General features: G+C 60.5%; 27 protein-coding genes. 26 read left to right on the top strand and 1 reads right to left on the bottom strand.

Translation table 11 applies throughout. From position 1 onward, the window contains the following. Positions 1 to 608: 608 nt before the first annotated feature. The 14 genes from DJ70_RS08155 to DJ70_RS08100 all read left to right on the top strand — a co-directional run bounded on the left by DJ70_RS08155 (position 609) and on the right by DJ70_RS08100 (position 13,162). Positions 609 to 980, top strand: a complete 372-nt coding sequence (locus DJ70_RS08155) for a hypothetical protein (protein WP_094531826.1) — start codon at positions 609 to 611, stop codon at positions 978 to 980. Positions 981 to 1,624: 644 nt separating this feature from the next. Continuing rightward, complete coding sequence (locus tag DJ70_RS08150; protein WP_094531824.1) at positions 1,625 to 2,113, top strand: hypothetical protein; 489 nt, start codon at positions 1,625 to 1,627, stop codon at positions 2,111 to 2,113. Positions 2,114 to 2,173: 60 nt separating this feature from the next. Beyond that, positions 2,174 to 2,956, top strand: a complete 783-nt coding sequence (locus tag DJ70_RS08145) for a hypothetical protein (RefSeq protein WP_094531822.1) — start codon at positions 2,174 to 2,176, stop codon at positions 2,954 to 2,956. A gap of 970 nt (positions 2,957 to 3,926) precedes the next feature. Further along, a complete protein-coding gene (locus DJ70_RS08140; RefSeq protein WP_094531820.1) occupies positions 3,927 to 4,343 on the top strand; it encodes a hypothetical protein in 417 nt (138 codons plus the stop codon). Positions 4,344 to 4,874: 531 nt separating this feature from the next. After that, entirely contained in the window at positions 4,875 to 5,981 is a 1,107-nt protein-coding gene (locus DJ70_RS08135) for an ImmA/IrrE family metallo-endopeptidase (protein WP_094531818.1), read from the top strand. Positions 5,982 to 6,490: 509 nt separating this feature from the next. After that, a complete protein-coding gene (locus DJ70_RS08130; RefSeq protein ID WP_094531816.1) occupies positions 6,491 to 6,907 on the top strand; it encodes a hypothetical protein in 417 nt (138 codons plus the stop codon). Positions 6,908 to 6,938: 31 nt separating this feature from the next. Beyond that, positions 6,939 to 7,253 (top strand): hypothetical protein, encoded by a 315-nt coding sequence (locus DJ70_RS08125; RefSeq protein WP_094531814.1) that lies wholly within the window; start codon positions 6,939 to 6,941, stop codon positions 7,251 to 7,253. A 444-nt stretch (positions 7,254 to 7,697) separates the two neighbouring features. Then, positions 7,698 to 8,198 (top strand): hypothetical protein, encoded by a 501-nt coding sequence (locus DJ70_RS08120; RefSeq protein WP_094531812.1) that lies wholly within the window; start codon positions 7,698 to 7,700, stop codon positions 8,196 to 8,198. Between the two features lie 232 nt (positions 8,199 to 8,430). Continuing rightward, positions 8,431 to 8,805, top strand: a complete 375-nt coding sequence (locus DJ70_RS08115) for a hypothetical protein (protein ID WP_143420978.1) — start codon at positions 8,431 to 8,433, stop codon at positions 8,803 to 8,805. Positions 8,806 to 8,821: 16 nt separating this feature from the next. Further along, on the top strand, positions 8,822 to 8,992 hold the full coding sequence (locus tag DJ70_RS17365; RefSeq protein ID WP_179234009.1) for a hypothetical protein: 171 nt from the start codon (positions 8,822 to 8,824) through the stop codon (positions 8,990 to 8,992). Between the two features lie 1,185 nt (positions 8,993 to 10,177). Next, positions 10,178 to 11,044: a hypothetical protein gene (locus DJ70_RS08110; RefSeq protein WP_094531808.1), complete on the top strand. Its 867-nt coding sequence runs from the start codon at positions 10,178 to 10,180 to the stop codon at positions 11,042 to 11,044. 408 nt (positions 11,045 to 11,452) lie between these two features. Further along, on the top strand, positions 11,453 to 12,418 hold the full coding sequence (locus tag DJ70_RS08105; protein ID WP_094531806.1) for a hypothetical protein: 966 nt from the start codon (positions 11,453 to 11,455) through the stop codon (positions 12,416 to 12,418). A gap of 120 nt (positions 12,419 to 12,538) precedes the next feature. Continuing rightward, positions 12,539 to 12,874, top strand: coding sequence for a hypothetical protein (locus tag DJ70_RS16820; RefSeq protein ID WP_143420977.1), 336 nt, complete (start codon positions 12,539 to 12,541; stop codon positions 12,872 to 12,874). 75 nt (positions 12,875 to 12,949) lie between these two features. Continuing rightward, a complete protein-coding gene (locus DJ70_RS08100) occupies positions 12,950 to 13,162 on the top strand; it encodes a hypothetical protein (RefSeq protein WP_094531804.1) in 213 nt (70 codons plus the stop codon). A 200-nt stretch (positions 13,163 to 13,362) separates the two neighbouring features. On the opposite strand, the gene DJ70_RS08095 is transcribed toward DJ70_RS08100, so the two are convergent. After that, on the bottom strand, positions 13,363 to 14,175 hold the full coding sequence (locus DJ70_RS08095; protein WP_143420976.1) for a hypothetical protein: 813 nt from the start codon (positions 14,173 to 14,175) through the stop codon (positions 13,363 to 13,365). Between the two features lie 619 nt (positions 14,176 to 14,794). Between DJ70_RS08095 and DJ70_RS08090 the strand changes: the two genes are divergently transcribed. The 12 genes from DJ70_RS08090 (at position 14,795) to DJ70_RS08040 (ending at position 24,999) form a co-directional block, all read left to right on the top strand. Then, positions 14,795 to 15,535, top strand: a complete 741-nt coding sequence (locus DJ70_RS08090) for a hypothetical protein (RefSeq protein ID WP_094531801.1) — start codon at positions 14,795 to 14,797, stop codon at positions 15,533 to 15,535. Positions 15,536 to 15,635: 100 nt separating this feature from the next. Beyond that, a complete protein-coding gene (locus DJ70_RS16815) occupies positions 15,636 to 15,923 on the top strand; it encodes a hypothetical protein (RefSeq protein ID WP_143420975.1) in 288 nt (95 codons plus the stop codon). Between the two features lie 112 nt (positions 15,924 to 16,035). After that, complete coding sequence (locus tag DJ70_RS08085; protein ID WP_143420974.1) at positions 16,036 to 16,800, top strand: hypothetical protein; 765 nt, start codon at positions 16,036 to 16,038, stop codon at positions 16,798 to 16,800. 153 nt (positions 16,801 to 16,953) lie between these two features. Continuing rightward, positions 16,954 to 17,436: a hypothetical protein gene (locus tag DJ70_RS08080; RefSeq protein ID WP_094531797.1), complete on the top strand. Its 483-nt coding sequence runs from the start codon at positions 16,954 to 16,956 to the stop codon at positions 17,434 to 17,436. Between the two features lie 14 nt (positions 17,437 to 17,450). Then, positions 17,451 to 18,095, top strand: coding sequence for an HNH endonuclease signature motif containing protein (locus DJ70_RS08075; protein ID WP_094531795.1), 645 nt, complete (start codon positions 17,451 to 17,453; stop codon positions 18,093 to 18,095). Between the two features lie 205 nt (positions 18,096 to 18,300). After that, positions 18,301 to 19,044, top strand: coding sequence for a DUF7125 family protein (locus DJ70_RS08070; protein WP_094531793.1), 744 nt, complete (start codon positions 18,301 to 18,303; stop codon positions 19,042 to 19,044). A 331-nt stretch (positions 19,045 to 19,375) separates the two neighbouring features. After that, positions 19,376 to 20,089 (top strand): hypothetical protein, encoded by a 714-nt coding sequence (locus DJ70_RS16810; RefSeq protein ID WP_245810766.1) that lies wholly within the window; start codon positions 19,376 to 19,378, stop codon positions 20,087 to 20,089. 306 nt (positions 20,090 to 20,395) lie between these two features. Continuing rightward, positions 20,396 to 21,991: a hypothetical protein gene (locus tag DJ70_RS08060; RefSeq protein ID WP_094531789.1), complete on the top strand. Its 1,596-nt coding sequence runs from the start codon at positions 20,396 to 20,398 to the stop codon at positions 21,989 to 21,991. 128 nt (positions 21,992 to 22,119) lie between these two features. After that, on the top strand, positions 22,120 to 22,677 hold the full coding sequence (locus DJ70_RS08055; RefSeq protein ID WP_094531787.1) for a homing endonuclease associated repeat-containing protein: 558 nt from the start codon (positions 22,120 to 22,122) through the stop codon (positions 22,675 to 22,677). A gap of 316 nt (positions 22,678 to 22,993) precedes the next feature. Continuing rightward, on the top strand, positions 22,994 to 23,365 hold the full coding sequence (locus DJ70_RS16805) for a S24/S26 family peptidase (protein WP_143420972.1): 372 nt from the start codon (positions 22,994 to 22,996) through the stop codon (positions 23,363 to 23,365). A 145-nt stretch (positions 23,366 to 23,510) separates the two neighbouring features. Beyond that, positions 23,511 to 24,026, top strand: a complete 516-nt coding sequence (locus DJ70_RS08045) for a hypothetical protein (protein WP_094531783.1) — start codon at positions 23,511 to 23,513, stop codon at positions 24,024 to 24,026. A 220-nt stretch (positions 24,027 to 24,246) separates the two neighbouring features. Then, the gene (locus tag DJ70_RS08040; protein ID WP_094531781.1) at positions 24,247 to 24,999 is read left to right on the top strand and encodes a homing endonuclease associated repeat-containing protein; all 753 of its coding nucleotides are present in this window, start codon (positions 24,247 to 24,249) and stop codon (positions 24,997 to 24,999) included. Positions 25,000 to 25,051 lie beyond the last annotated feature (52 nt).

Genomic DNA, 25,051 nt, shown 5'->3' with positions numbered 1-25,051 from the left:
GTGTGCGTGCCGGGTGCTGGTGTGCCCGGTGTGTGCGTGGCGTGACGGGGTGCTGGGTACACGGGGTTGTGTGTGGTGTTTCGGCCACAGTTTGCTTCAGGCAGGCCTACCTTTCAGGTGGCCTGCCTTCAGCTGCACTGTGGCCTTGTACCGCGGTGCCGGTGTACCAGGTGTGTTCGTGTGCGTGCCGGGTGCTGGTGTGCCCGGGGTGTTCGCGGTGTGCGTAATGGGTGCCGGGCACACGGGGCGTGTGGTGCGTGGTGTTGTGGTGCTGGGGGTGCCGGTCGTGTTCGCGGTGTGACGGGTGCTCGGGGTGCCGGGGTTCGACGGTGCGGTGCCGGGGTCGTGGTTCGAGGGGTAATGGGGTCGCGGTGTGCCGGTCTGTTCGTGCCGTGCTCCGCGTGTGGTACGGGGGGTCGAGTCGAGTCGAGTCGTGGTTCGAGTGCTGCGTGTGCTGCGTGGGCCTCGTCTTGGTCCGAGTTACCGTGAGTTTGCTTCCGGTCCCGGTCCCGGTTCTGGTTCTGGTTCTGGGGTGCTGGATACGTGCTGGATAATCACGAGCGTTTATAAGAATCCGGGTGTTACATACACATACGAGGTGACCGGTAATGCGATCAGAAACACGAACACGCACACACCACGGGAACGACGATGACCGAGACTGGCGGTACTCACTCGACGACCTCAACCACGACACCACGACCGGGACTGGTATTCCCCGGCCCGGGATCGCCACGCAATGGGTCGGGTACAAGTACCACGTCGCGTACGCAGTGTGGATCGCCGTGCTGTTCACTGCGTTACTCCGCACCGGCACACTCCCACCGTGGGTTACCGCGATCCCGATCGTCGGGACACTCACAACGCTCACCGTGCACTACGCCGGGACACGGAACCTGCAGCGAACGCTCAGCATCGCAACCATCACGGTCACCGTCTTCACCGTCGTCTTCACCGCCGCAGTACTCCTCACCGCATAACACGGCACACGGAACACGGAACACGGGCACGCCGCGTTAACGCGCGCGGCGAGTCACGACGAGGTGTGAGGCAGGCAGCGTGTTCACCGTGGAACCCAATCGAAACAGACGCGCGGTTCGGCTTGATGGACAGAGACACGACGACATCGTGCCTGGTGTGCGTGTTCTCTCGTCCCGCCACCGGTCCTGGTGTGCAGGGAGTACTGCACTGACACGAGTCCTGGTGTGCGTGCTCTTTCGTCCCGGCACCAGTCCTGGTGTGCAGGGACTATCAACACGACCCCGTCCTGGTGTGCAGAAACGCCAGTGACGACAACAATACTCGGTGTGCAGGAATCTCCACGGAACTCACCACACATCCCCGGTGTGCAGACCCATCCGGCACCAGTCACCCCGTAGAACACGTCGTATCAACCACACCGCACCGCAACAGCAACCGCACCGCAACCGCAAAAGGATCGATAAATCCCTCGCTCCCTACGGTCGCTCGGTCCTAGGTACCCGCACCGCACCGCACCGCTCCGCCGTAGTCCGTGTGACGCAACCCTACACTACTATACCACCAACAAGTTTATAAGGATGTGGGCCTTACAAAGTAATACAGAGGGAGACAGGGACGACACGTCCACCCTCACAACACGCCTATGACACGAGCTGCCCAAACCTCGATTGCCGCATTCGCCACAGAAACCGACACCACCCCGGAAACACCCGGAGACCTCGCCGCAGACAACGCAGACACCACCAACACGGAACCGGTCGAAATCGAATCCGACTGGGACGGCGACATCGACGTGCTGTTCGACGACGATGGGAGCCTCAAACCCGCTGGAGAAGTAGACGAACCCGTCACATTCACCACTGAACAAGAAGACACAGAAGACAAACTCTCGCACGTAGACCCCATCAACAACGACGACAACGACGACGACACCAACGCAGACACGGACGCAGACACCACCAACACGGACGGAGACGACAACAACACCGACGCAGACACCGAGACGTGCCCGAAATGCGGGCGTGACAACATCGAAATCCGGTGGATTGTACAGCAGACACGCGCTGCAGACGAGTCAGGCACGGAAATCGGTAAAACGACGTGCGGATGCACAATCCGCCGCGCCGACTAACCCGGCACGAACACACCACTCCCAACAACAACACTAACAACACTCTACAACACTGAAACCATGACACGAAACACTCACCACCACGACGAAATCGACGAGTACATCTCCATACTCATCCAGGCCTGCTTTCCGTGGTCCGGGGGAGAGATTACCGGCGTACTCCGCGCACCAATCGCCGCGCTCGCGCTTACCTTGACTGGCGCTGCGTTCCTGCACTCGATGGTTGATCTCACTGCAAACCCGGCATTTCTCGCTGCTGCGCCCGCTGCGCTGCCGATGCTGGTAATCGCTGTCGGTGATGTGGTGCTGACGAACGGCGGCGTGTTCTTCTCACCGGTCGATGCGGCGTTTCTCGCAGCTGCACCGGTCATCGCGGTCGGGGCCGAGATCTCGGTCCGTGTTGGCTTCGGTGATGTGCGGCAGTCCCGCCGATCGCCGCGAACACAGTCACAGACACAGACACAGACACAGACACAGTCACAGACGCAGTCACGGTCGGAGACGACAACGACAACGTCGCCGGCGACGCGGTCGGAGACAGGGAGCGACGATGGAGTGACGCTGCGCGTGTTCCGTGTAGCCGATGGTGTTGCTGTTGCTGGAGATACGTACGAGGTGAAAGAGACGATTAAAGAACTCCGCGGGACGGGCCGGGCTGAATGGGTCGAGTGGGATTTCACGCGGGAGCGCTGGGTGTTCACTAGCGCGGGCATTACGGTCGAGGGGATCGCGGACGACTTGTCGCGTGCGCTCCCGGATGCTGTTGTTGTGTCCGGTGATGGTGCTGGTGCTGGTGATGCGCGGCAGGATTTCGACGCGATGGAGCCGAGTCGGTACGCGTAACCCCCACGACCGGATTCTTATCATTAAACAAACAATAAAAGGGGGGGGGGTGCTAGCCCGCACACCAGGAGCTACCGATCCGTCCACCCGCACACCAGGAGCTACCATCCGCATCCCCGCACACCACGAACCTGAACAGATCGATACCGCCGCCCCGCCCACCGCTCCGGTAACCGGGGACCGGTCGCTCAAACCGCGAGCGACCGGCCCCGTCAACCGCAGCCACGACCAGACGCCACCCACCACCAACAGGCACGCACACCACGGACACGAGGACACTCACCGTACCGGCACACCCAGAACGACACGCACACCGACACCGCACCCCGGATGTCACGACCCAACGCAACACGAACCGGGATGCCGAGCACCGAACACACCTCACCATCACTCGCACACCCCGCTGCGAACGGAACCCAGTCAACACTCGATACCCGGGATCCCGGGACACAGACTGCACTGACACGTTCCAGGAGTTCACAACACCTACCGGACTACCCTGCAGTCAACGTATTCCGAACCGTCGACACACCTCACCGTGTTCCACGTGCCGCGCGAGTCACCGCTTGCCCGTCGCCTCGGCACCGACCATTCCGGGCTCCCTGCCTGCCTGCAGTAGCGGGCGGGCCGGGGTGCCGGGCGTATGGTTTGCCGCCATCGGGTAAGCCGACCGCCGCTCACGGTCGTTCCCGGAGCTGCGTCGCACGGGATTCTCTGCGCGGTCAGTGACCCTGTTCCGCTCCAGTAGGTGCTCACAGGGTCACTGGACTGCTCGGTCACCCGTGTCTCCTTGCTCCGGTCACTGTTCGCGGCGGGTAGGCTTACTCCGATGGACGGCGACGGGCTGCGGGTTTTATCGCGCGGCACTTCTTCCTCAGGCGTCTGTTCACGATGCCGACGCCTCTCCGGCGCTCCCAAGGGAGCGCCGGTGAGGAGCGCCGGAGAGGCGTCTCCAACAGGTGTTTGAACGATGGCAACCGCGCAATCCAACATCACGGAATACATGGAATCGATCGATACCAATCACTCCCCTGGCCGGGCCGGGGACGCAGACTCACGCGGCGAACTGGACGTGCCCGAGACGAACGGGACGTGGGACGGTAACTCCCTCGATCCGTTGTTCACAAGCGACGGCGCGCTGCGCGAACCCGGGTACGTGACGGTCCCGGTTGAATTCAGACTCGAACAACACCCACCACGGAACATTTGGGAAGGCGTTGACCCGATCGGTGAAGACGAGGACGCGGACGGGACCGAGACGTGCCCGAAGTGCGGGACGGACGGTGTTTCGATGCACACGGTCGAGCAGCAGACGCGGGCTGCCGATGAATCCGGGACGCAGGTCACGAAGACGAGTTGCGGGTGCACGATCCGACGCACGGACTAACCCCGGCGTCCCGGGCTGGTTTGTTTTTTACTTGCGGTACTGGAACTCCGAGGAGTGATGCCTGGGTCTTCGTGCCGGGGATCCCGGGGTGTTCCGAGACTCGTCTTCACGGGCCCGGTGTGCCGGGTGTGTGTGTGCGTGTGTCCTGGCGACCGCACCCCGCCGCCCCACCCACCGCTCCGTGCTCGCCAGTAAACTGGCTGCGCGCGCAGCCACGACCTTTCACCGCAACAGCACCGCAGACAGCAACAACAACAACCGCACCGCACCGCTCCGCTCCGCAAAAGCGTCGAGATGTGCCGGGCCGCCCGTAGGGCGGCCGGGCTAGGTACCCGCACCGCACCGCACAGTACCGCGACTGTAGGCTGTGTGCCGCCGCGGCGTGCCTGTGTGCCGTGTACCATGCACTAAACCCCACCACCAATAAGTTTATAAGGATGTGGGCCTTACAAAGTAATACAGAGGAAGGTCAGGGACGGCAACCAACCACGCCACCCGCGACACCCTCACAACACAACACAGGTAACCATCATGGCAACCGCACAAACCACACTCAGCGACACGCAGCACACCACCACCAACAACGACACCGCAGACCCCATCGAAATCAACGACGCAGACGACATCCACAACGCCGTCGACGAGTTCACAGGCGAACTCCTCGACGCTGTAGACAACGCCGCCGCGACCGGGCAAATCACCGAGTACCTCAACACGCTCGCCACAGTCGGCGCATCCCGGTACTCCATCCGGAACCAGATCGCGCTTATGCAGCAGCTCCGCGCCCGAGATGAAGACTGGACGGACCACGCCGAGCACTGGGCCGGGTTCTGGACCTGGCAGAACGAACACGGCCGCGCCGTGCAGAAAGGCGCAGACGGGTTCACGATCCTCGCCCCCGTCACCGGTCCGGCGTGCCCGGACTGCGGGAACGCCCCGAACTACCACGCCAACCGCCCGGACCTCGACTGCCCGCGCGCTGGCGAAGACCCAGGCGACTGGGACTTCGACCCTAGCGAGGAATGGAGCGACGGCGTGTACTACTTCAGCACCGCGACCACGTTCGCATACCCGCAGACCGAACCGCTCGAAGACGCCGACCCGGACGACGTATTCGAACCACAGCACCGCAGCACCGGGAACGACGACCGTGCCGCCGACCTGTTCGATGCACTCCGCGACGCTGCCGAAACCGCCGCGTTCGATGGGACCGGGGCGATTCGCGTCACGGAAACCGGGCGCGGCCGGCCGGGTGTCCGCGGATCGAGCTCCGGTGGCCGTGTAGACGTAGCCGGTGGCGACCGGTCCGCGGCCGACACGTTCCGGACGCTCGCGCACGAAATCGCGCACGAACTCCTGCACTTCGACGGGCCGGTCCCGTCGCGTGACGTTCCGGACGAGGTGAAGGAGCTCGAAGCGGAAGCGGTCGCGTACACGGTCGCGCGGTCGTTCGGGTTCCAGGTTGACGGGTCCGAGTTGTACGTCGGGGCGTGGTTGCAGCACGCGAAGACTACCGGTGTGGTTGACCCGGACGACGAGGACGACATCGCAGCGCGTGATGTGATTCGTGACCGGTTGGATGAAATCCGGTCGGTCGCAGCGGAGATCATCGAGGAGATCGACGCGCGCCGCGACTAACCACTACGCCGCTGCGAGTGCTTTTACCCGGGAGTACGCCCGGCACCCCGGGCGGGTTCCGCGGACGCACCAGGACCAGCACCCGGTCGTGTGACGCTCCGAGGGTTCGACGAGTACCTGTTACTTCAGGGTCTGTACTCCACCGCCCCACCCACCGCTCCGTGCTCGCTCCCGCTGGTCGCTCCGCGCGCAGCCACGACCATTGATCCGTCACTACAAGCCAGTACCACCACTCCTCAACACAGCACAACACCGCCCGGCACCGCTCCGCAAAGGCGTCGAGATGTGCCGGGCGGCGGGCAAGGCCGCCGCCGGGCCTAGATACCCGCACCGCACAGTACCGCGACTGCAGGCCGTGTGCCGCCGCGGCGTGCCTGTGTGCCGTGTACCGTGCCCTATTCCCCTGCTACACTACTATACCACCAACAAGTTTATAAGGATGTGGGCCTTACAAAGTAATACAGAGGAAGGTCAGGGACGACACGTCCACCCCTCACAACACCACGCCTATGACACGAACTGTCGAAACCACGGACTCCGAGTTAGTTAACACAGACAAGTACGACCTGTACAAAGCACTCAGCAGAACGCACGGGCGATACGACAACCCGGAAACGATCATCGTCAACGGCCGCAGTGTAGACGTAATCGCGCTGCGCGTTGAAACTGCAGAGACAACCGAAATCCGGCACGACACCTACCACAGCGGACTCTCCAAACAGAAAGAAGAAACCACCATCATCGAGTTAGCAAACGGTGTTGAGCTCACCGCGCGGAGCACCGCAGACGAACCGTCAGACAACATCGAAGCCGCCGAATACAACGCTGAATTCGAAATCAACGACCCGGACGACCGCGACGCGTTCAACGAACTCCGGGAACTCGGTGTTGACGGCGAGCGCTTCAAACTCCCAGCCTGGGAGTAACCACACCACCCGCACCCTCACGAGATAACCCATGACACGAAACACCTCGCAGACCGCACTGACCGAGCACAACAACACCGACCTGACGTGGAGTGCTGCAGTCACGCAGCTCCGCAGTGAATACGGCGACACGTACGGCGATCGTGTCGAGGCCGCCGCAGCAATCAAACGCGCCGCTTCGAACGCCCCGCAAGAACTCGGCGGGGAAGCCGTGATGCAACCGTTACTCCGATACCAGGATTGTGACCCGGATGATGTCCGGCAGTTAATCGAGCAGAAACACGGGGATGAAATCGCCGCGCGCGTCCAGGATGCCGTGATCGAGTACGTAGCAACACTCGAATGACACGGTAAACTCCGGGGACTGTGACCGTCGACGTGTTCGAGACCGCCGCAGCACCTGGCTGTGTAGCCTTATGTAGCCTGTTCCTGTCTCTGTATTACACAAGGCACCACCTCGGTATTCTGCCGCGATCCGTGTGACACAACCCTACACTATTATACCACCAACAAGTTTATAACGATACAGGCCTTACAAAGTAATACAGAAGGAGCCCCGACAGGCACCCTCACAACACAACACAGGTGACCACCAATGCGGCGAAACCAGAAACCACGAGGTCGAGGTAGCAACTACGAACGAACCAAGTACTGTCACCGATGCCGGACCCGTACCACGCACCTCTACGACCACGGGCTCGGGTACCACGTCTGCAGTAACTGCGAACGCTAACCCCGCACGCACCGAACCACACCAGCGAAACACCACCTCACTCCACGAACACCTACCATGACACGAAACACGTCACGCAGCACGACCGACGCCGTCACCATCGAAACAACCACAACCACCAGCGACATCCTCAGCAAACCCGACGCGATCAACGACCTCACCGACAACGAACTCATCGACGTGTACGTCCGGATGAAACTCACACAGGAACTCTCCCGGCACACATCCGCATCGTTCCGCCGCAGCACGCACTGGGACGAGTTACTGGACGCGTTGAAAACCGGGGAGAATTACTCCCTGAAAGAAATCGCTATCCAGACCGCCGGGCGAGACGCAGACATCACGCAATCACTCGGCTGGGAACGCGGCCCTGGGAACACTCGAACACTGTACGAACGGTACACGGACGTGACGTTCGATGATATGATCGAGGAAACCGACGCGTTCCGCGAGACGCTCGAAACCGCGCGTGAAGCCGTGCAGGCTGCGTGCCGTGGCTGCGGAACGGACGCGATTACAGTCTGCCGAGCCCGCATCGAACACCACGCCGACAAGTAACCGGCACCCCCGGGGAGTGTGGAGATCGTCTCCTGTTTTTGAATTCAAAGTAAATTCACACCGGATACGGTGTGAAATCCTACAGGGACACGCACCCGCAACACCACACCACACTACACTATGCCAGCAACAAGTATATAAGGCTACAAGCCTTACAAAGTAACACAGAGGAAGGCGGAGACAACACGTCTCCCCCTCACAACACCGCACACAACACGCAGGTGAACCCACGATGTCAACCACACACACCACAGACACGACCGGCACCGCCACCACACCAACCAGCACACCAGAACCCGTCGACGACACCACGATCCCGCTCACCGACCGGATGCAACGCGCCCTATACGAACCAATGCTCACCATCGGATACCTCAACCGAGCGAAAAACGCACCCGGCCTGTACGAAGTCTACACAACAGGCGACCCGTACCTCGTCGACCTGCAACTCGGCACGTGCGAATGCGCCGACTACCGGTACCGCGACGGTCCGTGCAAACACCTGCACCGCGCACGCTTCGCCACCGGCGAACACCCGATCCCTGCGAACGCCGACCAGGACCGGATCGACGAGAAACTCGGAACCTGCACCGAACACGACGACTAACACGAGACCTAAACCAATGGCACGACGCTACTGGATTTACCGCGACGAAGCACGTACCGATACCGTCACCGACGCCGGGTACTTCAACACACCCGCAGCTGCAGACGCTGTCGTCACCGCGCTCGAAACCGAAACCGGTGACGAGTACTACCGGTCCGTGTACCGCGATGAACGCGCCGCGCCGTGACCCGGGCCGCGTTACCGCTCGTCGAAACACGCACCGTCCCTGACCGGGTACCCGGCACCCCGGACGGCGAGGTGACGCGTCACACCACACCGACCGCGGGTCCTCGTCGAACGCAGCGAGGACCTCGGTCGAGAGCACGGAGCACGGAACACGGACACTGTGAGAATACTGGAGAAAACTCGATCCGTGGAAATCACGGGACGGCAACGCGGTACACGACCAGTCCGAACCGCGTTAGCCGACCCCCAAAAATCTGGGTACAGGACGTGTATACAGTGACGCGGCGCACCAAAAGAAATCAGCAAGAGGACCGCACAGGCAACACCAGCAACCGCAACAGCACCGCAGACAGCACCGCCGCGGCACCCCGCACTGCAACAGTAGACCGCACAGCCGGCGACCGCAGGCTGTGTGCCGCCGCGGTGTGCCCGTGTACCGTGTACTGTCCGGTCTGTCTACCTGGTCGTCGATGTGCAGGGCCAGGCGTCGTTTCTGTATCGTGGTGTGTCGGTGGTGTTTCTACACGGTGCTGGGGGTGCGGGTGGTGGGTGTCTCGATTGCGTTAATTATTGGTGTGTGGAGTAGTGGCTTGGATTGCTGGGTGTGCCGGTAGTGACGTGATCGTGTCACTGGTCGTGTTGCTGTGAATTCATTCCGCATTCATCTGTGTGGTGTGCCTGTATGCCGGGTGCGGTGCGATTGAAAATCATCGCTTGTACTGTGACCGTCTCGTATCGCTGCGTATCCGGTCGTGTGACGCGGTCCGTGCTTTGCACGTGTGTCTACCCTGTCTAGTGAGCAAGTCGCTGTGCTACGCGTACAACGGCTTTCAAATCGATGCATCGCTATCCGTGTCGGTGTGTCTGTGTGTCCCGGGCTGGTGCTCCAGGACTGATTCCCGCACCGGCACCGCGCCGCCCCGCACCGCTCCGCTCCGCAAAGGCGTCGAGATGTGCCGGGCGGCGGGCAAGGCCGCCGCCGGGCCTAGATACCCGCACCGCACCGCACAGCACCGCGACCGCAGGCTGTGTGCCGCCGCGGCGTGCCCGTGTTCCGTGTACCGTGCACTAAACCCCTGCTACACTACTATACCACCAACAAGTTTATAAGGATACAGGCATTACAAAGTAATAGAAGGGGCCTCAGAGAGAGGTCCCCTCACAACACAACACAGGTGAACCACCAATGACGCAGTACTTCAAGTTCATCAACGAGACACGGAAAGAGGTTATCGCCCCCGACACGAGCAGTATGGAAGCCGTCGCCCGCGTCACCGACCCAGTCGGGACCGGGATCCTAGCCTACCTACTCATCGACGGGCCGAAAGACGGTACACGGTTCACGGACTTGGTGAACCCGCACGCTCCGGAGTTCGAAGACGCCATGAGCGAGTTCATGGCTGACGAACGCGAAGCAACCCGGAACGAAGGCCGGACAAGCATCTACCGGAACGACGACGGCAGCTGGAACCGGGAACGAATAGTCGAATGCATCGCTGCCGACCAGCACGTCACTGAAGGCACCGAGTACGCCGGTCGCTGGGCTGGCGACGACATCCGCCTCGTAGGCGACTACGAAGAATCAGGTGTCTACGACGATACCACCGAAGAGTGGGTGTACGAACACGAAACCGGTGAATTCGTTGCGCCTGCAACTGGTTCCGGGCCGATTGACCCGGCGTCACTCGATGATACGACGATCGTTCACAGCATCGAAGACCGTGACGTGCTGCCTGGCGATCTCTGCGCGGTCCGGCACCCCGAGACAGGTAACCGTGTCTACGCTGAATTCAAACGCGTTGCAGACACTGAGTGGACCGATATTACGGACGGTGTGATGCGGGAGTTCGAAGCGTTCGTTGGTCGGGACTGGGTTGAGTCGCAGGCCGGTGCGTCGCGGATCCGGCCGGGGATGGTACTCTCGGTTGACGAGGACGGGAACGCTGCGGTGCACGAGGGTGCTGAGGCGACGGCTGTTATTGAGAGGTCTGACCCGGACGATGGTTCAGAAGTCCCGGGTCGGGACACGTCACTTGACGAGTTCCGGTCCTAACCACCTCGGGATTCAGGAATCGGTCGCGGGTTGCGTATTCCGTGGTGTATAGCAGGCCGTAGAACGCCGTTCACACCGCTCGGTGTTCTTGCCGGGGAAATACACGTACTCAACACGAACGGCTCTCACGCCGGTATCTGCGGCGTCTCATCGACAGTTATTCTCCATGCCGTCCTGTGTATAGTGACTCGATCGTGGTTGCCGGCGTGTCAGTGGTGTGACGCACCCCGCAGAAATTGGAGAGTCTGGAGAGATCGGAGAGTGCCGAGTGTTATGAGGAACCCAAACCACACCACACTACACTATGCCAGCAACAAGTATATAAGCCTACAAGCCTTACAAAGTAATAGAAGGAGCCTCAGAGAGAGGCACCCTCACAACACCGCACGCAACACGCAGGTGTCCATCATGGCAACCACGCAACCCACACAAGACAACACAGAAACCCCGGACGCGATCACATACACCACCGGAACAACCAGCACCGTCACAATCCCAACCGAAATCAACCGGTTCGAATACCACGCCGGGCACGACACGCACGGCCCGACAGTCTACCACGACACCACGACCGGCGAACACATCCACATCACACACCACACCACGAACGAGAACACACCCGTCATCCACCTCACCGCGTACACAGACACGAGCAGCGAACACGACCACGCCCGGTACCCGTACGGCCCCGGCACTAAACGCGACGCCGACACCGTCAGCGAAGCCATCCGCACGCAAATCTGGGAATGGGGGCGATACGACTTCACCGACCGGCACCCCGCCGCACTCGCCATCACGAACACGAGTCACCCCGACCGGTGGCACACCGACCGGTACGACGCACCGCGACCCGCAGACACGTGGTACCACTCCCACCGGCAGCACGACGCAGTCGTCGGAAACAACGACCGGTTCAATCCCGGGACGCGTATCCCGGCAACCACGATCGAGCTCCGACGCACCACGCCGACCGGGTCATGGTACTGCGCTGAACTCACCGTCCGGTTCAACCACTCCCCTGAAAACCCGGACGACGCGGACACCGTCGAACCCGGTACCGCGACCGGCGTGTACGGCACCCGCATTACTGTCACGTACCACCGGATGAAACCAGTCGAAGACCGCGGACACGAACACGCCGACAACCACGAACACATCCGTGACACCCGGGTTAACGACGACGCGAACACGGCGCGCAGCATCACTGACCTCGTCGACGCCGTCAACACGGCGAAAACCATCCTCGAAAACCGTGGTGAGCCGTTCGACTCCGACCGCCGGCAAACAATCACACGCGAAGTCGAACGCCGGCAGTGGAACGACGACACCGGCGAGTACACCGCACAAACCAGTCTCACCGCGTACAACAACTAACCACCAACGACGCCTCACACACCAAGCACCTCGAACAACCCCGAACACTCCGGACACTCCGAACTCTCCAATCACTCCAATCACGCCAATAACACACGAGCACACCAACAGGACACGACAATGCCACGACAAACCGCACTCACCGACCACGGCCTCACCGCACCCGCACCAGACACGCACCGCGAACCGACCGCGACCGTCCAATTCAACGCAACCGGACGGTACACAATCACGAACCATCCCGGCACACCGGACCACGTCACACGGAAGATCCGGAACCACGGGATCATGGACCCGGTCGAACTCACGCAACGCGACCTCGATGCGCTCCTCACGATCGTCGAGGACATCAACGCAGCGAGTGACGCGGCCCGGAACGTGCACTGGCTGAACACCGCAGGCCGCATCCGGTCCGCGTACCGCACCGTCACGACCGACCAGGGACACGACCAGTAGTGGTGTGGTGCCACGCACCGCGTCACACAATCACGAGCGTTTAACCGTGCTAGTCACGTATCGATATGTGAAGCCATGAGCTCCAGTGACATCGGCAGTCAAATCACGTTGACTGCATTCACGAGCACCGACAGTACTGAGCAACCCGACCAGCCTGAACGCAGCGCGCCGAAGTTCCCGTACGGGTACCGCATCGAGAACGAACCCGTGATCGCCGGGCCGGACGGGTTCCACAGCACGGACACCGACGCATTCTTCCCGGTTGACCCGGTCCGCGACACCGTGTAACCTCGTGAATTCACAGTGAATTCACTACACTCGACGCCTGGGGTGCCGGGCGTTACGCGTGTTCAGACCGCATCGAGTGATCAGTGACGATAGGAAATACCGAAAGAACCAGCGTCTTTAGAGTGGTTGGAGAGTTCGGAGAGTTTAGAACGGAAGAGTACAGGGCAATAAGTCCGTAGTGATGTGACGCCGACGTGTGGTTACGTCGAGTCATCAGGAAGCCCGTACAGCGCCGGACGGTCCTCAATAGCGCGAGTAATCGTTCTCGAACTCGTCTCCAGAGTCGCAGCTGCTTTCCGCTTAGACATCCCCGCCTCACCATCCGGATCACCCACTCGCTCAGCGACGAGTTCAAGCGTTGCGCACACCTCACTGTAGAACGGTTCATCTGGGACGAGACACCCGTCAACCGTTTTGAAACCGAGTGGCGGCCGGCCGCCATTATACTCTACCCCAGCCCACCGTTCAATGTCTTCTCGCGTCGCGTCACGCTGCCGTGTCAACCCTGCCTGCGACGTGAACGTGAGCGTATTCAGCAGCCACTCGAATTCATCGCTCGCCGGATCAACCCGGTACGTCTCACTTCCCTTCGGATCTGCTTCAATAATCACGAGATCCGTGCCGTGTGGTGTGAGCGTTGTGCGGAGCCGGTCGAGCCGGTCGCGGATCTCACGGTGCGTGCCGCCAATGTCCGCCAGTCCATCAACGATCACGGCGTCGCAGTCACGGGCCGGGGTCTCAAGCACGGTTTCGATGTCGGAGATGATGTTGTCGAACACCGTGCCGAATACGTGGACGACATCCGTCCCGTCGAGCGAGAACACGGCTGGGGAGCCTTTGTCCTGGATTGTTGAGGATAGGTTGGTTAACTCACCGAACTGGATGTGTCGCAGCGCCATGTGTGCGCTTGCAGGGCATACTGCGGTGGGTGAGTCCCGGCATGACAGAACTATTTGCGTGGCTTTCCCGTCCGAACACCCCCCGCGGTCGGGGGTCGTGGTTGCTTCGCTCATTTCCCTGTTTAACCGTTGTCTCTCCACTGTTTAATACGTTCGTGATTATTCAACGCGGTTCGACAGAACTGTTCCGCGCGGGGGTTGAGGTGATTGACAGAACCCCCGCTCAGACCGTGAAACAACTCACCCGGATATTTCAAAGAATCTACGACGGTTAGAGACCTGCAAACCGGGTTTAAACGCGTAATCCGGGTTTCGCAGCGGGGGGTGAACCGCCGCTAACAGTCCGTAAATGGGTACGGCAATAGACTCAGGGAAAGGGGATTCACCCCTGCAGAAAAAATCCTCACGCGCCGAATGGCTAGTCAACGCAGACAGCACAGCGAGGAGACACGCACGGTCAGAGGGGCGGTCAGGCAGCCAGGAGTCCCCGGGGTGCCGGGCAGAGACAGCGTAGTAGTGACGGGTCGGGGGTGCCGGGGGTCGTAGTGTGACTGTCCGCACCGGTCGCAGCGCAGAGGTGCGAGTCACAGTACACGGTAATCACTCGAATTCAACACGGCGGTGCGGCGCGGTACCGCACTCGTCGATTCACACCGAATACGGTGTGAAACACGGAACACACTGCAGGGGTGTGCGGGAGATGTTTACCGGTCTGTGGAGCGTACCGTGTCACATGGCGCAGCGTAGAGGCAGTACTGAGAAGAGCGCGTTACCAATCGAGGACAACGAGGACAACGAGGACAACGAGGACAACGAGGACGACGAGGCTAATGAGAGGGGTGTGACGATCGAGTCTCTGACCGGGGACGCCGCACACCACACACCGAGCAGGTACCGTGACCGGGTAGTGGAACGGTACCGTGAGTACTACACGGAGCTTGACCTGCCAGTAGACACGGTCCGCACGGCAGTCGACGTGTACGTGACTTTACAGCGGAACCGTCGGGGTGGTGACGGCGAGGACAGGAGTAGTAGTGGTGGTGGTGTGCTGCGTGTCGGGTACGACGTGGTGATTGCTGCGACAGTCACGATCGGGACTCGCGTGCAGAACACACCGCGGACACTCGATGAAATCAGTGGTGTGCACGGTGTTGATCGTGGGGAGATGATGCGTGCGAATCACCGGATCCAGGATGCTTGCGGTGTGTACACGACGCCGATCCCACCGGGCGAGTACCTTGACCGGATTCGGAGTGAGTACACGCTTCCGGAGCGCGTGACAGTGACAGCAACGCGTGCGCTCGATGCGATACGCGGGGATGGGTCGAACCCGGCTGTGGCCGCGGCGGGTGCCGTGTGGGTCGCAGTGAAACAGCACGGGTACGATGGGGTGGTGCAGCGAGAGTTAGCGGCGATGATTGGGTGTTCTGGAGCTGCGATCCAGGATGCGGTGCAGCGGATCGAGAACGCGTAACTCCTACACGGGGACAAGTTTTATACTTGTATGGATGTTATAGTATAGTACGAAGGAGTCTCGGAGAGGGACACCCTCACAACACAACAGGAGTTCAACAATGACAGTCCAAACCGAATGGTTCGAACCCGGTGAACCAACAGGCAACGAACGAATCAACGCGCGGATCCGGACAACCTACGAAACCGGGCCGCAAGAACAACCACGGAACGACGACGTGCAGCTCGGCACCATCAGCTACGAAGCGCTCGAACTGATGGAATCGAACGACGAAATCCAGCAGCACGTCCACGACGACGGCAGCGTCCATCTCGGAGCGTTGAGCGACAACGCCCGCGAGGAACTCCTCGCCACCTTCGAACCAATCGACAACGACGGCAACCAGTAGGCGACACACCACTCTGAGAAGCACCGGAAAAGCAAACGACTACCACACGCAGCTGGCGCTCACCCACGACGGTTCGATCCCGTCGGCGTGCCTCAACACGAGTTGATAACCAATGCCACGACGCACTCACCACACGATCCCTGGCGACGAACACAACGACCGACTCAACTGTTGGATCGACCTTAGCAACACTAGTACCGACGACGAGGAGAATGCTGAACCAGCACCGATCGGTCTCGAACCTGGCGCGGAACTCCACGTCAACGGTGACCAACACACCGTCAAGAAAACCATCACCGAAGACTTTGGCGAGGCGGAAGTACGGTACACGATTGCACTGGATAACAACAATGCTGTCATGGTAAGGGTCAAGTCAAGCTCGAACGTGAATAAGTCGTGGTGGACGCTGCGATACGGGTTGTTCGAGAACAGTGTCGGAGATAATGGGGACATCGTTAATCACGGTGAAATTCCGCTGCGTACCCTCACAATCGACGGGGATACGTACCAGATTGACAGTGACGGGAGTGACGACCGGGATCTTGACCGGGAAGCCAGTGAAATCGGGTTGATCGGATCGAACACTGCCCGGACACCGACACTCAACGCGCTCGAAGATGCCGGGATCGACTACGAACAAACCGGCACACTCACCGCAAAGCGCGGTAACCGGAGTCAGGAAGCCAGCGTCTACGAGTACGAGAAGGACGGGGAGATGCGGTGGATGGTCGAATGGAGCGAGCGTGCTGGGATCGACGAAGCCCGGTTTTGCTCGCTTATCTTCGATCGTGAACCGGGCCAAACGCGTTTATCGCACGGTGTCGAGATCTACGACCAGCGGCGGACCGACCGGGTCCAGGCGCTCTTCGAGCAGTAACGCTCCGTGACTGTCTGTGTGGTGTTTCCGGGTTTTGCATACCACACACGGGACAAGTTTTATACTCGTGTGGGTAGTATAGTATAGTAAGAAGGAGCCTCAGAGAGAGAGGTACCCTCACAACACCGCACGCAACACGCAGGTGAACCAGCAATGACACGACACACGAACACGACCGACAGTCCCAACCAAGACGACAGTGGCGAAATCCACTTCACCAACCAGGAACTCGGGCAACTCCACCGCCTCATGGACCTCACCAACCACTACCTCACCTGGTGCGAGGTCAACGACCCGGACACGGACACGTACGAATACGACACCATCCAGCCCGACTGGACCCACCTCAACGAACTCCCGGCACCAAGCGAAACCAGCGACGACACGTACAACCCGGATCTCGACGAGTACCGAGACATCGGTGTCATCCCGATCAACTTCCTCGCAGAAAAACACGACATCCGGAACGCCGTCACAACCCTCGCAGACACGATCACCAACGAACTCACAGACACCACCGACAACACCAAGCCTAGAAACCCGAACACGCCCGGCACCCCGAACAGCGCACGCATCGAAACAACCGCGACCAGCGGCGAACACCAGCAAACAATCACCGCCTACACCGCCGACTAACCACAACCCCGCCAATGTCAACAACACCAGACCAATCAAACGACACCGAACCGAACCGGAACAACAACCCCGACCACGACCGCGAGAACAACAACACGCTCACCATCCCCGACACCGGGCTCCCGAACATCGAACAGCGCTTCAACGAGAAAATCAGGACCGGGACACCACCCGACCCAGACACCGTCGAACCCGGCACCACGATCACCACACCGTGCCACGAATGGACCGCCGGCACCGGCAGTCACGGATACGGAGCCTTCCGCGCACAAGGCAGCATCCGCCCCGCACACCGCGTCGCCTGGCAACTCCACCACGCCACCGCACTCCACGACGACAACAAAACCATTCACCACAAATGCAGGAACAAAACCTGCGTGAACCCTGACCACCTCGAACTCCTCGACCGCGGCGAACACACACGCCGCACCTACGAAAACGGCGAACTCACCGAACCGTCACGCGAAGCCGCAGCACGCGGCGGTCGAAACGGCACCCCGCCACGGAAAATCGACGCGGACACCGGTGCCGAGATTCGAAGCGAATACCAGGCCAGTGACGTAACGCAGCAACACCTCGCAGACAAGTACAACGTCTCCACATCACTCATCAGTAAAATCATTAACCGGAAACGCGCTGACAGCGACCGGGACTCGTGACACCGACACGCCGGCACCCCGGGGGACACCTGACCGTACCGAACCAGTACCACGGCGTTTACCGGTGCCTGCGGCGTACACAACAGTACACTGGACACGCCGATGCACACCGTCACTCCAACGCAGCAACACGTAGCGAACAGGACGCAACACACCACCAGCACACCGGGCACACCGGCACACCGGCACCGGCACGGTGAGTAGTATGCAGCGACGATCAACCGGGATCAAAGACCTAGACAAGCACCTCAACGGCGGCGTTCCACCCGGCGCATTACTCCTACTCACCAGTCACTCCCAAACCCAAGCCGAACTCTTCACGCACACGATCCTCTCCCAGCACGACGACACGCGGACACACTACCTCACCACGCTCACGACTGAGTCCGGTGCAGCTGCAGAACTACAGAAAACACCAGTCAACACCGCCCCCGGCAGCACGGCAATCCACAGCATCAACCCGGACGAACCGATCCGAGACACGGTAAACACCATCCGAACCGCGACCACCGAGCAGAACAACAACCACGGTGACACCAGCGAAACAGGCCGTGAAACACGCACAGCAACAACCGACGGCGGATCACACCACACGGACACGGGGACGGCACGCATCATTATCATCGACACGATCACCGACCTGGAACACGGAACCGAGCGGAGCGACTACCAAGACTTCCTCGCATGGCTGCAAGCACTGCAGCGAGATACCGGTACGATCGTGCTCCTCACCCGGTACACTGACTATCACGCCAGTGACAGCGGGCATGAACACGTCACGAACCGCAGCGCAGACGCTGTCTGGGAACTCTCAGAACACCGCGACGACACGAACATCTCAACGTACCTGTACATGCCGAAATGCCGATTCGGAAACCCGTTCACCGAACGGTGGAAAGTCAACATCGACACGGAAATCCGGATCGATACGAGTCGAGACATCGCGTAACCGTAACACGACGCGGACGACTCCCGTAACGAAGCGCTCGACCGTCGACGATCGCACCCCGCGACCAGTTACTGTCGACGGTTGCTGAGTGTAATCAGTACCGTGTCACAACCCCGGGAAGTATTAAGACCGTACAGACGGAATCACCACGCGGACTCACATGCTGATTGCACTTGATCGAGACTCTGGAACGGTCGTCACCGGCCCGGAAGCCCACACGACCCAGCACACACCGCACAGCAGTACACGACGTGGAACAACAACGGACCCGCGGTTACCGGGCCGTGATGCGAACACCGCGCCACGCGGTGTGCGTGCAGACGGTGGCGTGGTGACATGCACTGCGACCGGACCGACCGGGAACCCGCGGGTCGAGCAGTCACGTGCCGTGCATACCGACGCGGACCGGGAGTCCGAGCACCGGTACGCGTGTAGTATCTGCGGTGACTCAGTCACGCTTACAGCTCCAGGGAACGTCACCGGGCGGTTCGACTGGTTCCGGCACGTCGACGGGACACGGGACTGTTCCGCAACGGACGCGACCGGTGCGTTGCACCGGGAAGCGATTGAACTCGTGATGCAGCGCGTCTCCGCGATCGTCGGTGACCCTGATCTCGTCGAGCCGGAAACACGCGTCGACGGGGACGACCGGTTCGTCACGGTTGATGTGCACGCAGACAGTCAGCATTCACCGGTCGCAGTCGAAATATTCACCGCGGCGAGTCACATGCATCTCCGCCGGCGACTCTCCACGTTGTTCGATGCCGGGTACTCCGTGTTCATCGTCCTGGCAGTTAACGGGCGGTACCGGCCACGGCGTGTTGAACAGTACTTGCAACGCGTGTCGTCGGTCCCGGTGACTGTCGGGCGCTTCACACCACACGGGACGAGTACCGCGTCGAGTCACGAGTCTGTGGATCGAGGTGCGAGTGCGGGGAGTGGTGCTGGGGGTGCGGGCCGGGTATCGCTTGGAACGCAACTGTCGCGTCACGTAGTTGATGTTGATGCGATTACGACACCGCGACTCCCGGCGTACATGGTGTGATGAGCCCGGGGTGCCGGGTAGTGACGCGGTGGTCCGTGGTCCGTGGTCCGTGGTGTGCCGGGCGGCGGGCGGCGTAGAGTCGTGGTGTGCAGACCGGCGTGGTGTGACTGTGCGGTTCCGTGAACGTGGAGTATAGCGTTGTGCTCGCGTGGTTTCCCGGTCGTTACACAATCCATAACACAAGGGTTTAAGTAGGTAAATCCGTAGTGTTGAAACACCGGGAAACGGCTTCCACGACACTACTCCCAGCAGCGTGTCGGAACAAGCCACGGGCGCTGGAACGCCCGCGGACCCGGCTGCCAACCTATGACAGCGAACACGACTACGACCCACGACCGTGAAAGAACTGTCGACACAACCACCACGCACCGGAACACGGACACCGACACGGACACGACCGGCACCAGTAAAACCAGCGACGACACGAACACCGACACCGGCAGCGAGCAACCGGTCGACCAAGACCAAGACCAAGACCAGGATCGGGAGCAAAACCGAGACACCGGCAAGGACAGGGACGAGGACGAGAACGAGTACCTGTACGCGTGCCCGTACTGCGACACCGCATACCCGAACGAAATCCTGACACGCGTCCACGTCACCCGCAGCACCGACGACGACCACGAAAACCGAGACGGGTTCATGCCCGAAACACACATCGAACAACTCCGCATCGAAGACACCAATCACAACGACACCACGACCAGCACCGACCCGAACAGCGAACACGACACCGTCGACACGGAACTCGTAGACACACTATCCAAACGCCCACGAGACATCAACACGGACAGCATCACTGCCGCAGACATCCCCGACGACCACACCGACCAGCACCGACACATCCTCGCCACAGCTGCACGGAACCCGTACATCAACGACTACAGCGAACTGAAAACCATCGCAGACACGCACCTCAAAAACAACGACCTCGACACGCTGAGTTACAGCACCGTCCGACGCGTCGTCCGGAAATACTACCACGCATCACCGCACCGAACCAGCACGAACCCTGATAGTACAGCAACCAGTACCAGCAACGGAGAAACACTCGCAGACCTGACGTTGAAACAGCAAGCGATCATCATCGCCGCACTGCAACACCCGGACGACCCGAACACCGCAATCGCCGCGCGCACGCAAACCGCGCAGTCCTACCCACCGCAAGTCTTCGACAAACACGGCGAAGTCCACGACGAACTCCGCGATCGCCTCGAACAAACCAGTCGGACCGTCACAGAACTCGTCCAGAACGAGCTCGACGACGACCGCATCACGGAACTGTTCAACCAAGGCCTGCTCAAAGACGTAGCCATCAACCCGGACGCGCTGCGAACAGCTACCGGCACCGCCAGTAACCGTGATGGGAGCGTCGAGGACGAACAGGCATCACGCGTCGCAGACGGGCCAGTCACAGCACAGCGAACCGTTATGTCCGCCTCACCGTACACGACACGCGGACATTCCCGCAGCACCGAAGAGACCGACGAGACTACCGCACCGGACCACAGTCACGACACGCAGACAACACTCGGAAACACGGCTCCCGGAACCGAGACGCAAGTCGAACCCAGCGACACGACCGGCGACGACAGCACCGACACGACCGACGGGGACGCGGATCCCGGTGACGACACCACCGACACCAAGACTGGTGCCGTGACCAGCGTTGACGAACCCAGCGGCGGTGGCGGTGGTGTCCCGGTCACTGAACTTGAACGAGTCCGCGACCGGATTGAATTCGCAGCGACCGTCATCGAGCACGAGCACGCACTGCAACACGATACACCCGCCGACACCGGGGAGAACGTCCGGGGTGACGCGTCGCGGTGCGTTGCATTCGCCAATCAAGCGCTCGGGGAAATCCAGGAACTCTTGGAGACGCATACCCAGGCATCGTAACCCGTCGGGGACACGCGAACGGTACTGTCACTCTCCGATCGGAACGGTGCTCTTCACGACGTAGCGGATTGTAAGAACAACGAATCTATTAACACGTGCGTGTGTAACAGTATAATACGAGACTGCATATGACGAAAAGCACGCGCACGGAACTCATCAACGAAATACAGCGACTCGCAGACGAGCTCGGTCACCCGCCATCAACAACCGAGATGAAAACCCACGGCGAGTACAGCGAAGTCACGTACTACAATCACTTCGGGTCCTGGGGTGACGCGCTCGAAGCCGCCGGATTCGACCGTGACGCAAGCCGCGGAACGATAACCGACGAGGAACTCATCAACGACTTAGAACGCGTCGCCGCCGACGAGGACGGGTACGTCTCGATGAACACGTACGATGAACACGGGACGTACAGCGCTGAAACGTTCACCCGGCGGTTCGGATCCTGGGGTGACGCGCTCGAAGCCGCTGGACTCCCAGCTGAACCACGTCGAGACCGTGACACGCAGATCAGCGACGACGAACTCCTCGATGAACTCCAGCGGCTTGCAGACGAGCTCGGGAAAACCCCGACGTTCGCTGAGATGCAAGCGTCCGGGGCGTATTCTGCTGCGACGTACACGAAACGCTTCGAGTCATGGAACAACGCCGTCGAAGCCGCTGGTCTCGAACCGAACACGTAACACTGGTTTCATTGTGAAGTGATTCGGTCCGCGGGAATCTCGGAACTACCTGGTCGTGAGACCGCACCGGCACCGCACCGCACCGCTCCGCTCCGCAAAGGCGTCGAGATGTGCCGGGCGGCGGGCAAGGCCGCCGCCGGGCTAGGTACCCGCACCGCACTGCAGACCGCACAGCACCGCGACCGCAGGCTGTGTGCCGCCGCGGCGTGCCCGTGTTCCGTGTTCGTACACATACCAGCAACAAATTTATAAGGACGTGGTCCTTACAAAGTAACACAGAGGGACGCAGTCCCGCACAACACGCAGGTGACCAGCAATGACACGAGACCTCGAAACCTACACGAACGCCGCGCTCGCGCTCACCATTATCCTCAACAGTATCATCGCCACAGCCGCGATCGCCGGGCCGGTCTTCACCGTCACCGGTGACAGTATGGAACCGGCGATCAACAACCCATCAATCGCGTACTGCACCAGCGTAGACAACCCGGAAACCCTTGATGAAGGAGACATCATCGGGTTCGAAAACGGTGATGTGAACACACTCCACAGAATCACAGACACGGCAAGCACTCCGGAATCTACAGGCACCGTTACGGCATCCGGAGACAATCGCAGCACGAAAGAAATCGTCCCGCACGACAACATCATATGCGAATACCAGGGACATATCTCCCTTCCAATCTAATACGCATCCCGGTACACGGACCGGCGATCACAGTCCGTGTACCACGCCACCACCTCATTACCAGCAACAAGTTTATAAGGACGTGGGCCTTACAAAGTAATACAGAGGGACGCAGTCCCGCACAACACACCGCAGGTGACCACCAATGACAGACGCTTACCTCGCTGCTGAAACCGAAGCCGAACTGTACGACGCACACACCGAACCCGACATCGAACCACCGACACGCGCCGAGCCAGCAATCACAACCAGCAACACACAGCATACGGGCAGAGAGACCGGCACCGAAGAAATCGACACGGACTTCTCCGGCATCGACATCCCCGGAGCCGGCACCACCGACACCAGTGAACCCAGCAGCGTCGACAGTGTCGATACTGACGCGCTCGGAACCGTGACGATCGACGAACTCGCACCCGGGATCGCCGCAGCCGAATCCGGCGCAGACCTGTACATCACCGATCAGTGGACCAACGAGTACGGCACCGACCGTGTTGCCATCGACGGCGACACGCACCCAGCGAAAGACATCATCAAATTCGACTGGGACACCACGCACCACGAATTCGATCCAGAGACCAACCAGTGGATTGTTGATGCAGCCGCAGTCGATGAACTCCACGACCGGCTCGAAGCAGCTGGGTACGAAACCGGATTCTAAAACACACGGCACGGTCCTGCAATCACCACGCAGACGTGAAGTGCGAACTGGCTGGGTTTATATCGAGCACACGACCGCGGAGACTGATCCTGCTCCTGATTCTGAACGAGTAACGAGTGACCGTCCGTGGGAGAGTGGCCGTGTTCTGTGCGGTGCATCCCACCATCACTCCTACAGATACATACAAGCCTTTATATGGACCCGAGTGTTACAAACACATATGGTAGGAAAAACCTCACGCGACGACCTCATCAACGAAATACAGCGCCTCGCAGACGAGCTCGACCGGACACCACGCATCCGCGACATGCGAGAACACGGCGAGTACAGCGGCACGCCGTACATGCGAGAGTTCGGGAGTTGGAGCGATGCCGTCGAAGCCGCCGGTCTCGAACCGAATGAGCCGGCCGGACAGCGACCAGGACGCGACGCCCTCATCAACGAGATGCAGCGACTCGCAGTCGAACTCGACCGGCCGCCAGCAATCCCGGATATGAAGCAACGCAGCGACCACACCACGACGTGGTACTTCGATGAATTCGGGGACTGGGGTGCCGCGCTCGAAGCCGCTGGACTCGATCCGGACGTGCCGCACAACCGGATACCGGACGACGCACTCCTCGACGATCTCCGCACCGCCAACAACGAAGTCGGTGGCGGGTACATGACGCAAGACGAGTACGAAACCACCGGGCGGTACGACGCGTCAACGATCACGAGCCGGTTCGACGGGTGGTTTGCCGCGCTCGAAGCCGCTGGACTCCCAGCAGACCCCGAGGGGCGAGACCGCGGCCCGCAAATCACGGACGACGAACTCCTCGAAGAAATCCGGCGACTCGCAGACGAGCTCGGGAAAAACCCGACCGCTGCGGAAATGCGGGAACACGGCAAGTACAGCGTCACACCGTACACGGAGCGGTTCGGGGGATGGAACGATGCGAAAAACGAGGCTGACCTCGAACAGAACGAGTGAGGACAAACCAATGCCGCGACACCGAACACCGATACGGAGTAGAATCACCCCG

The organism is Halorubrum halodurans, assembly GCF_002252985.1.
In the GTDB taxonomy this organism is placed as follows: domain Archaea; phylum Halobacteriota; class Halobacteria; order Halobacteriales; family Haloferacaceae; genus Halorubrum; species Halorubrum halodurans.
The sequence above is the reverse complement of the archived record's forward strand: the minus strand, read 5'-3'. Positions and strand labels throughout refer to the sequence as shown.

Excerpts from the sequence above, each read along its gene's own strand:
- DJ70_RS08115 (WP_143420978.1), top strand. The coding sequence starts at position 8,431 with ATGTCAACCACACACACCACAGACACGACCGGCACCGCCACCACACCA.
- DJ70_RS08130 (WP_094531816.1), top strand. The coding sequence starts at position 6,491 with ATGACACGAACTGTCGAAACCACGGACTCCGAGTTAGTTAACACAGAC.
- DJ70_RS17365 (WP_179234009.1), top strand. The coding sequence starts at position 8,822 with ATGGCACGACGCTACTGGATTTACCGCGACGAAGCACGTACCGATACC.
- DJ70_RS08135 (WP_094531818.1), top strand. The coding sequence starts at position 4,875 with ATGGCAACCGCACAAACCACACTCAGCGACACGCAGCACACCACCACC.
- DJ70_RS08070 (WP_094531793.1), top strand. The coding sequence starts at position 18,301 with ATGCAGCGACGATCAACCGGGATCAAAGACCTAGACAAGCACCTCAAC.
- DJ70_RS08060 (WP_094531789.1), top strand. The coding sequence starts at position 20,396 with ATGACAGCGAACACGACTACGACCCACGACCGTGAAAGAACTGTCGAC.
- DJ70_RS08145 (WP_094531822.1), top strand. The coding sequence starts at position 2,174 with ATGACACGAAACACTCACCACCACGACGAAATCGACGAGTACATCTCC.
- DJ70_RS08155 (WP_094531826.1), top strand. The coding sequence starts at position 609 with ATGCGATCAGAAACACGAACACGCACACACCACGGGAACGACGATGAC.
- DJ70_RS08085 (WP_143420974.1), top strand. The coding sequence starts at position 16,036 with ATGCCACGACGCACTCACCACACGATCCCTGGCGACGAACACAACGAC.
- DJ70_RS08140 (WP_094531820.1), top strand. The coding sequence starts at position 3,927 with ATGGCAACCGCGCAATCCAACATCACGGAATACATGGAATCGATCGAT.
- DJ70_RS08080 (WP_094531797.1), top strand. The coding sequence starts at position 16,954 with ATGACACGACACACGAACACGACCGACAGTCCCAACCAAGACGACAGT.
- DJ70_RS16820 (WP_143420977.1), top strand. The coding sequence starts at position 12,539 with ATGCCACGACAAACCGCACTCACCGACCACGGCCTCACCGCACCCGCA.
- DJ70_RS08150 (WP_094531824.1), top strand. The coding sequence starts at position 1,625 with ATGACACGAGCTGCCCAAACCTCGATTGCCGCATTCGCCACAGAAACC.
- DJ70_RS16805 (WP_143420972.1), top strand. The coding sequence starts at position 22,994 with ATGACACGAGACCTCGAAACCTACACGAACGCCGCGCTCGCGCTCACC.
- DJ70_RS08075 (WP_094531795.1), top strand. The coding sequence starts at position 17,451 with ATGTCAACAACACCAGACCAATCAAACGACACCGAACCGAACCGGAAC.
- DJ70_RS08105 (WP_094531806.1), top strand. The coding sequence starts at position 11,453 with ATGGCAACCACGCAACCCACACAAGACAACACAGAAACCCCGGACGCG.
- DJ70_RS16815 (WP_143420975.1), top strand. The coding sequence starts at position 15,636 with ATGACAGTCCAAACCGAATGGTTCGAACCCGGTGAACCAACAGGCAAC.
- DJ70_RS08125 (WP_094531814.1), top strand. The coding sequence starts at position 6,939 with ATGACACGAAACACCTCGCAGACCGCACTGACCGAGCACAACAACACC.
- DJ70_RS08055 (WP_094531787.1), top strand. The coding sequence starts at position 22,120 with ATGACGAAAAGCACGCGCACGGAACTCATCAACGAAATACAGCGACTC.
- DJ70_RS08120 (WP_094531812.1), top strand. The coding sequence starts at position 7,698 with ATGACACGAAACACGTCACGCAGCACGACCGACGCCGTCACCATCGAA.
- DJ70_RS08045 (WP_094531783.1), top strand. The coding sequence starts at position 23,511 with ATGACAGACGCTTACCTCGCTGCTGAAACCGAAGCCGAACTGTACGAC.
- DJ70_RS08040 (WP_094531781.1), top strand. The coding sequence starts at position 24,247 with ATGGTAGGAAAAACCTCACGCGACGACCTCATCAACGAAATACAGCGC.
- DJ70_RS08100 (WP_094531804.1), top strand. The coding sequence starts at position 12,950 with ATGAGCTCCAGTGACATCGGCAGTCAAATCACGTTGACTGCATTCACG.
- DJ70_RS08090 (WP_094531801.1), top strand. The coding sequence starts at position 14,795 with ATGGCGCAGCGTAGAGGCAGTACTGAGAAGAGCGCGTTACCAATCGAG.
- DJ70_RS08110 (WP_094531808.1), top strand. The coding sequence starts at position 10,178 with ATGACGCAGTACTTCAAGTTCATCAACGAGACACGGAAAGAGGTTATC.
- DJ70_RS08095 (WP_143420976.1), bottom strand. The coding sequence starts at position 14,175 with ATGAGCGAAGCAACCACGACCCCCGACCGCGGGGGGTGTTCGGACGGG.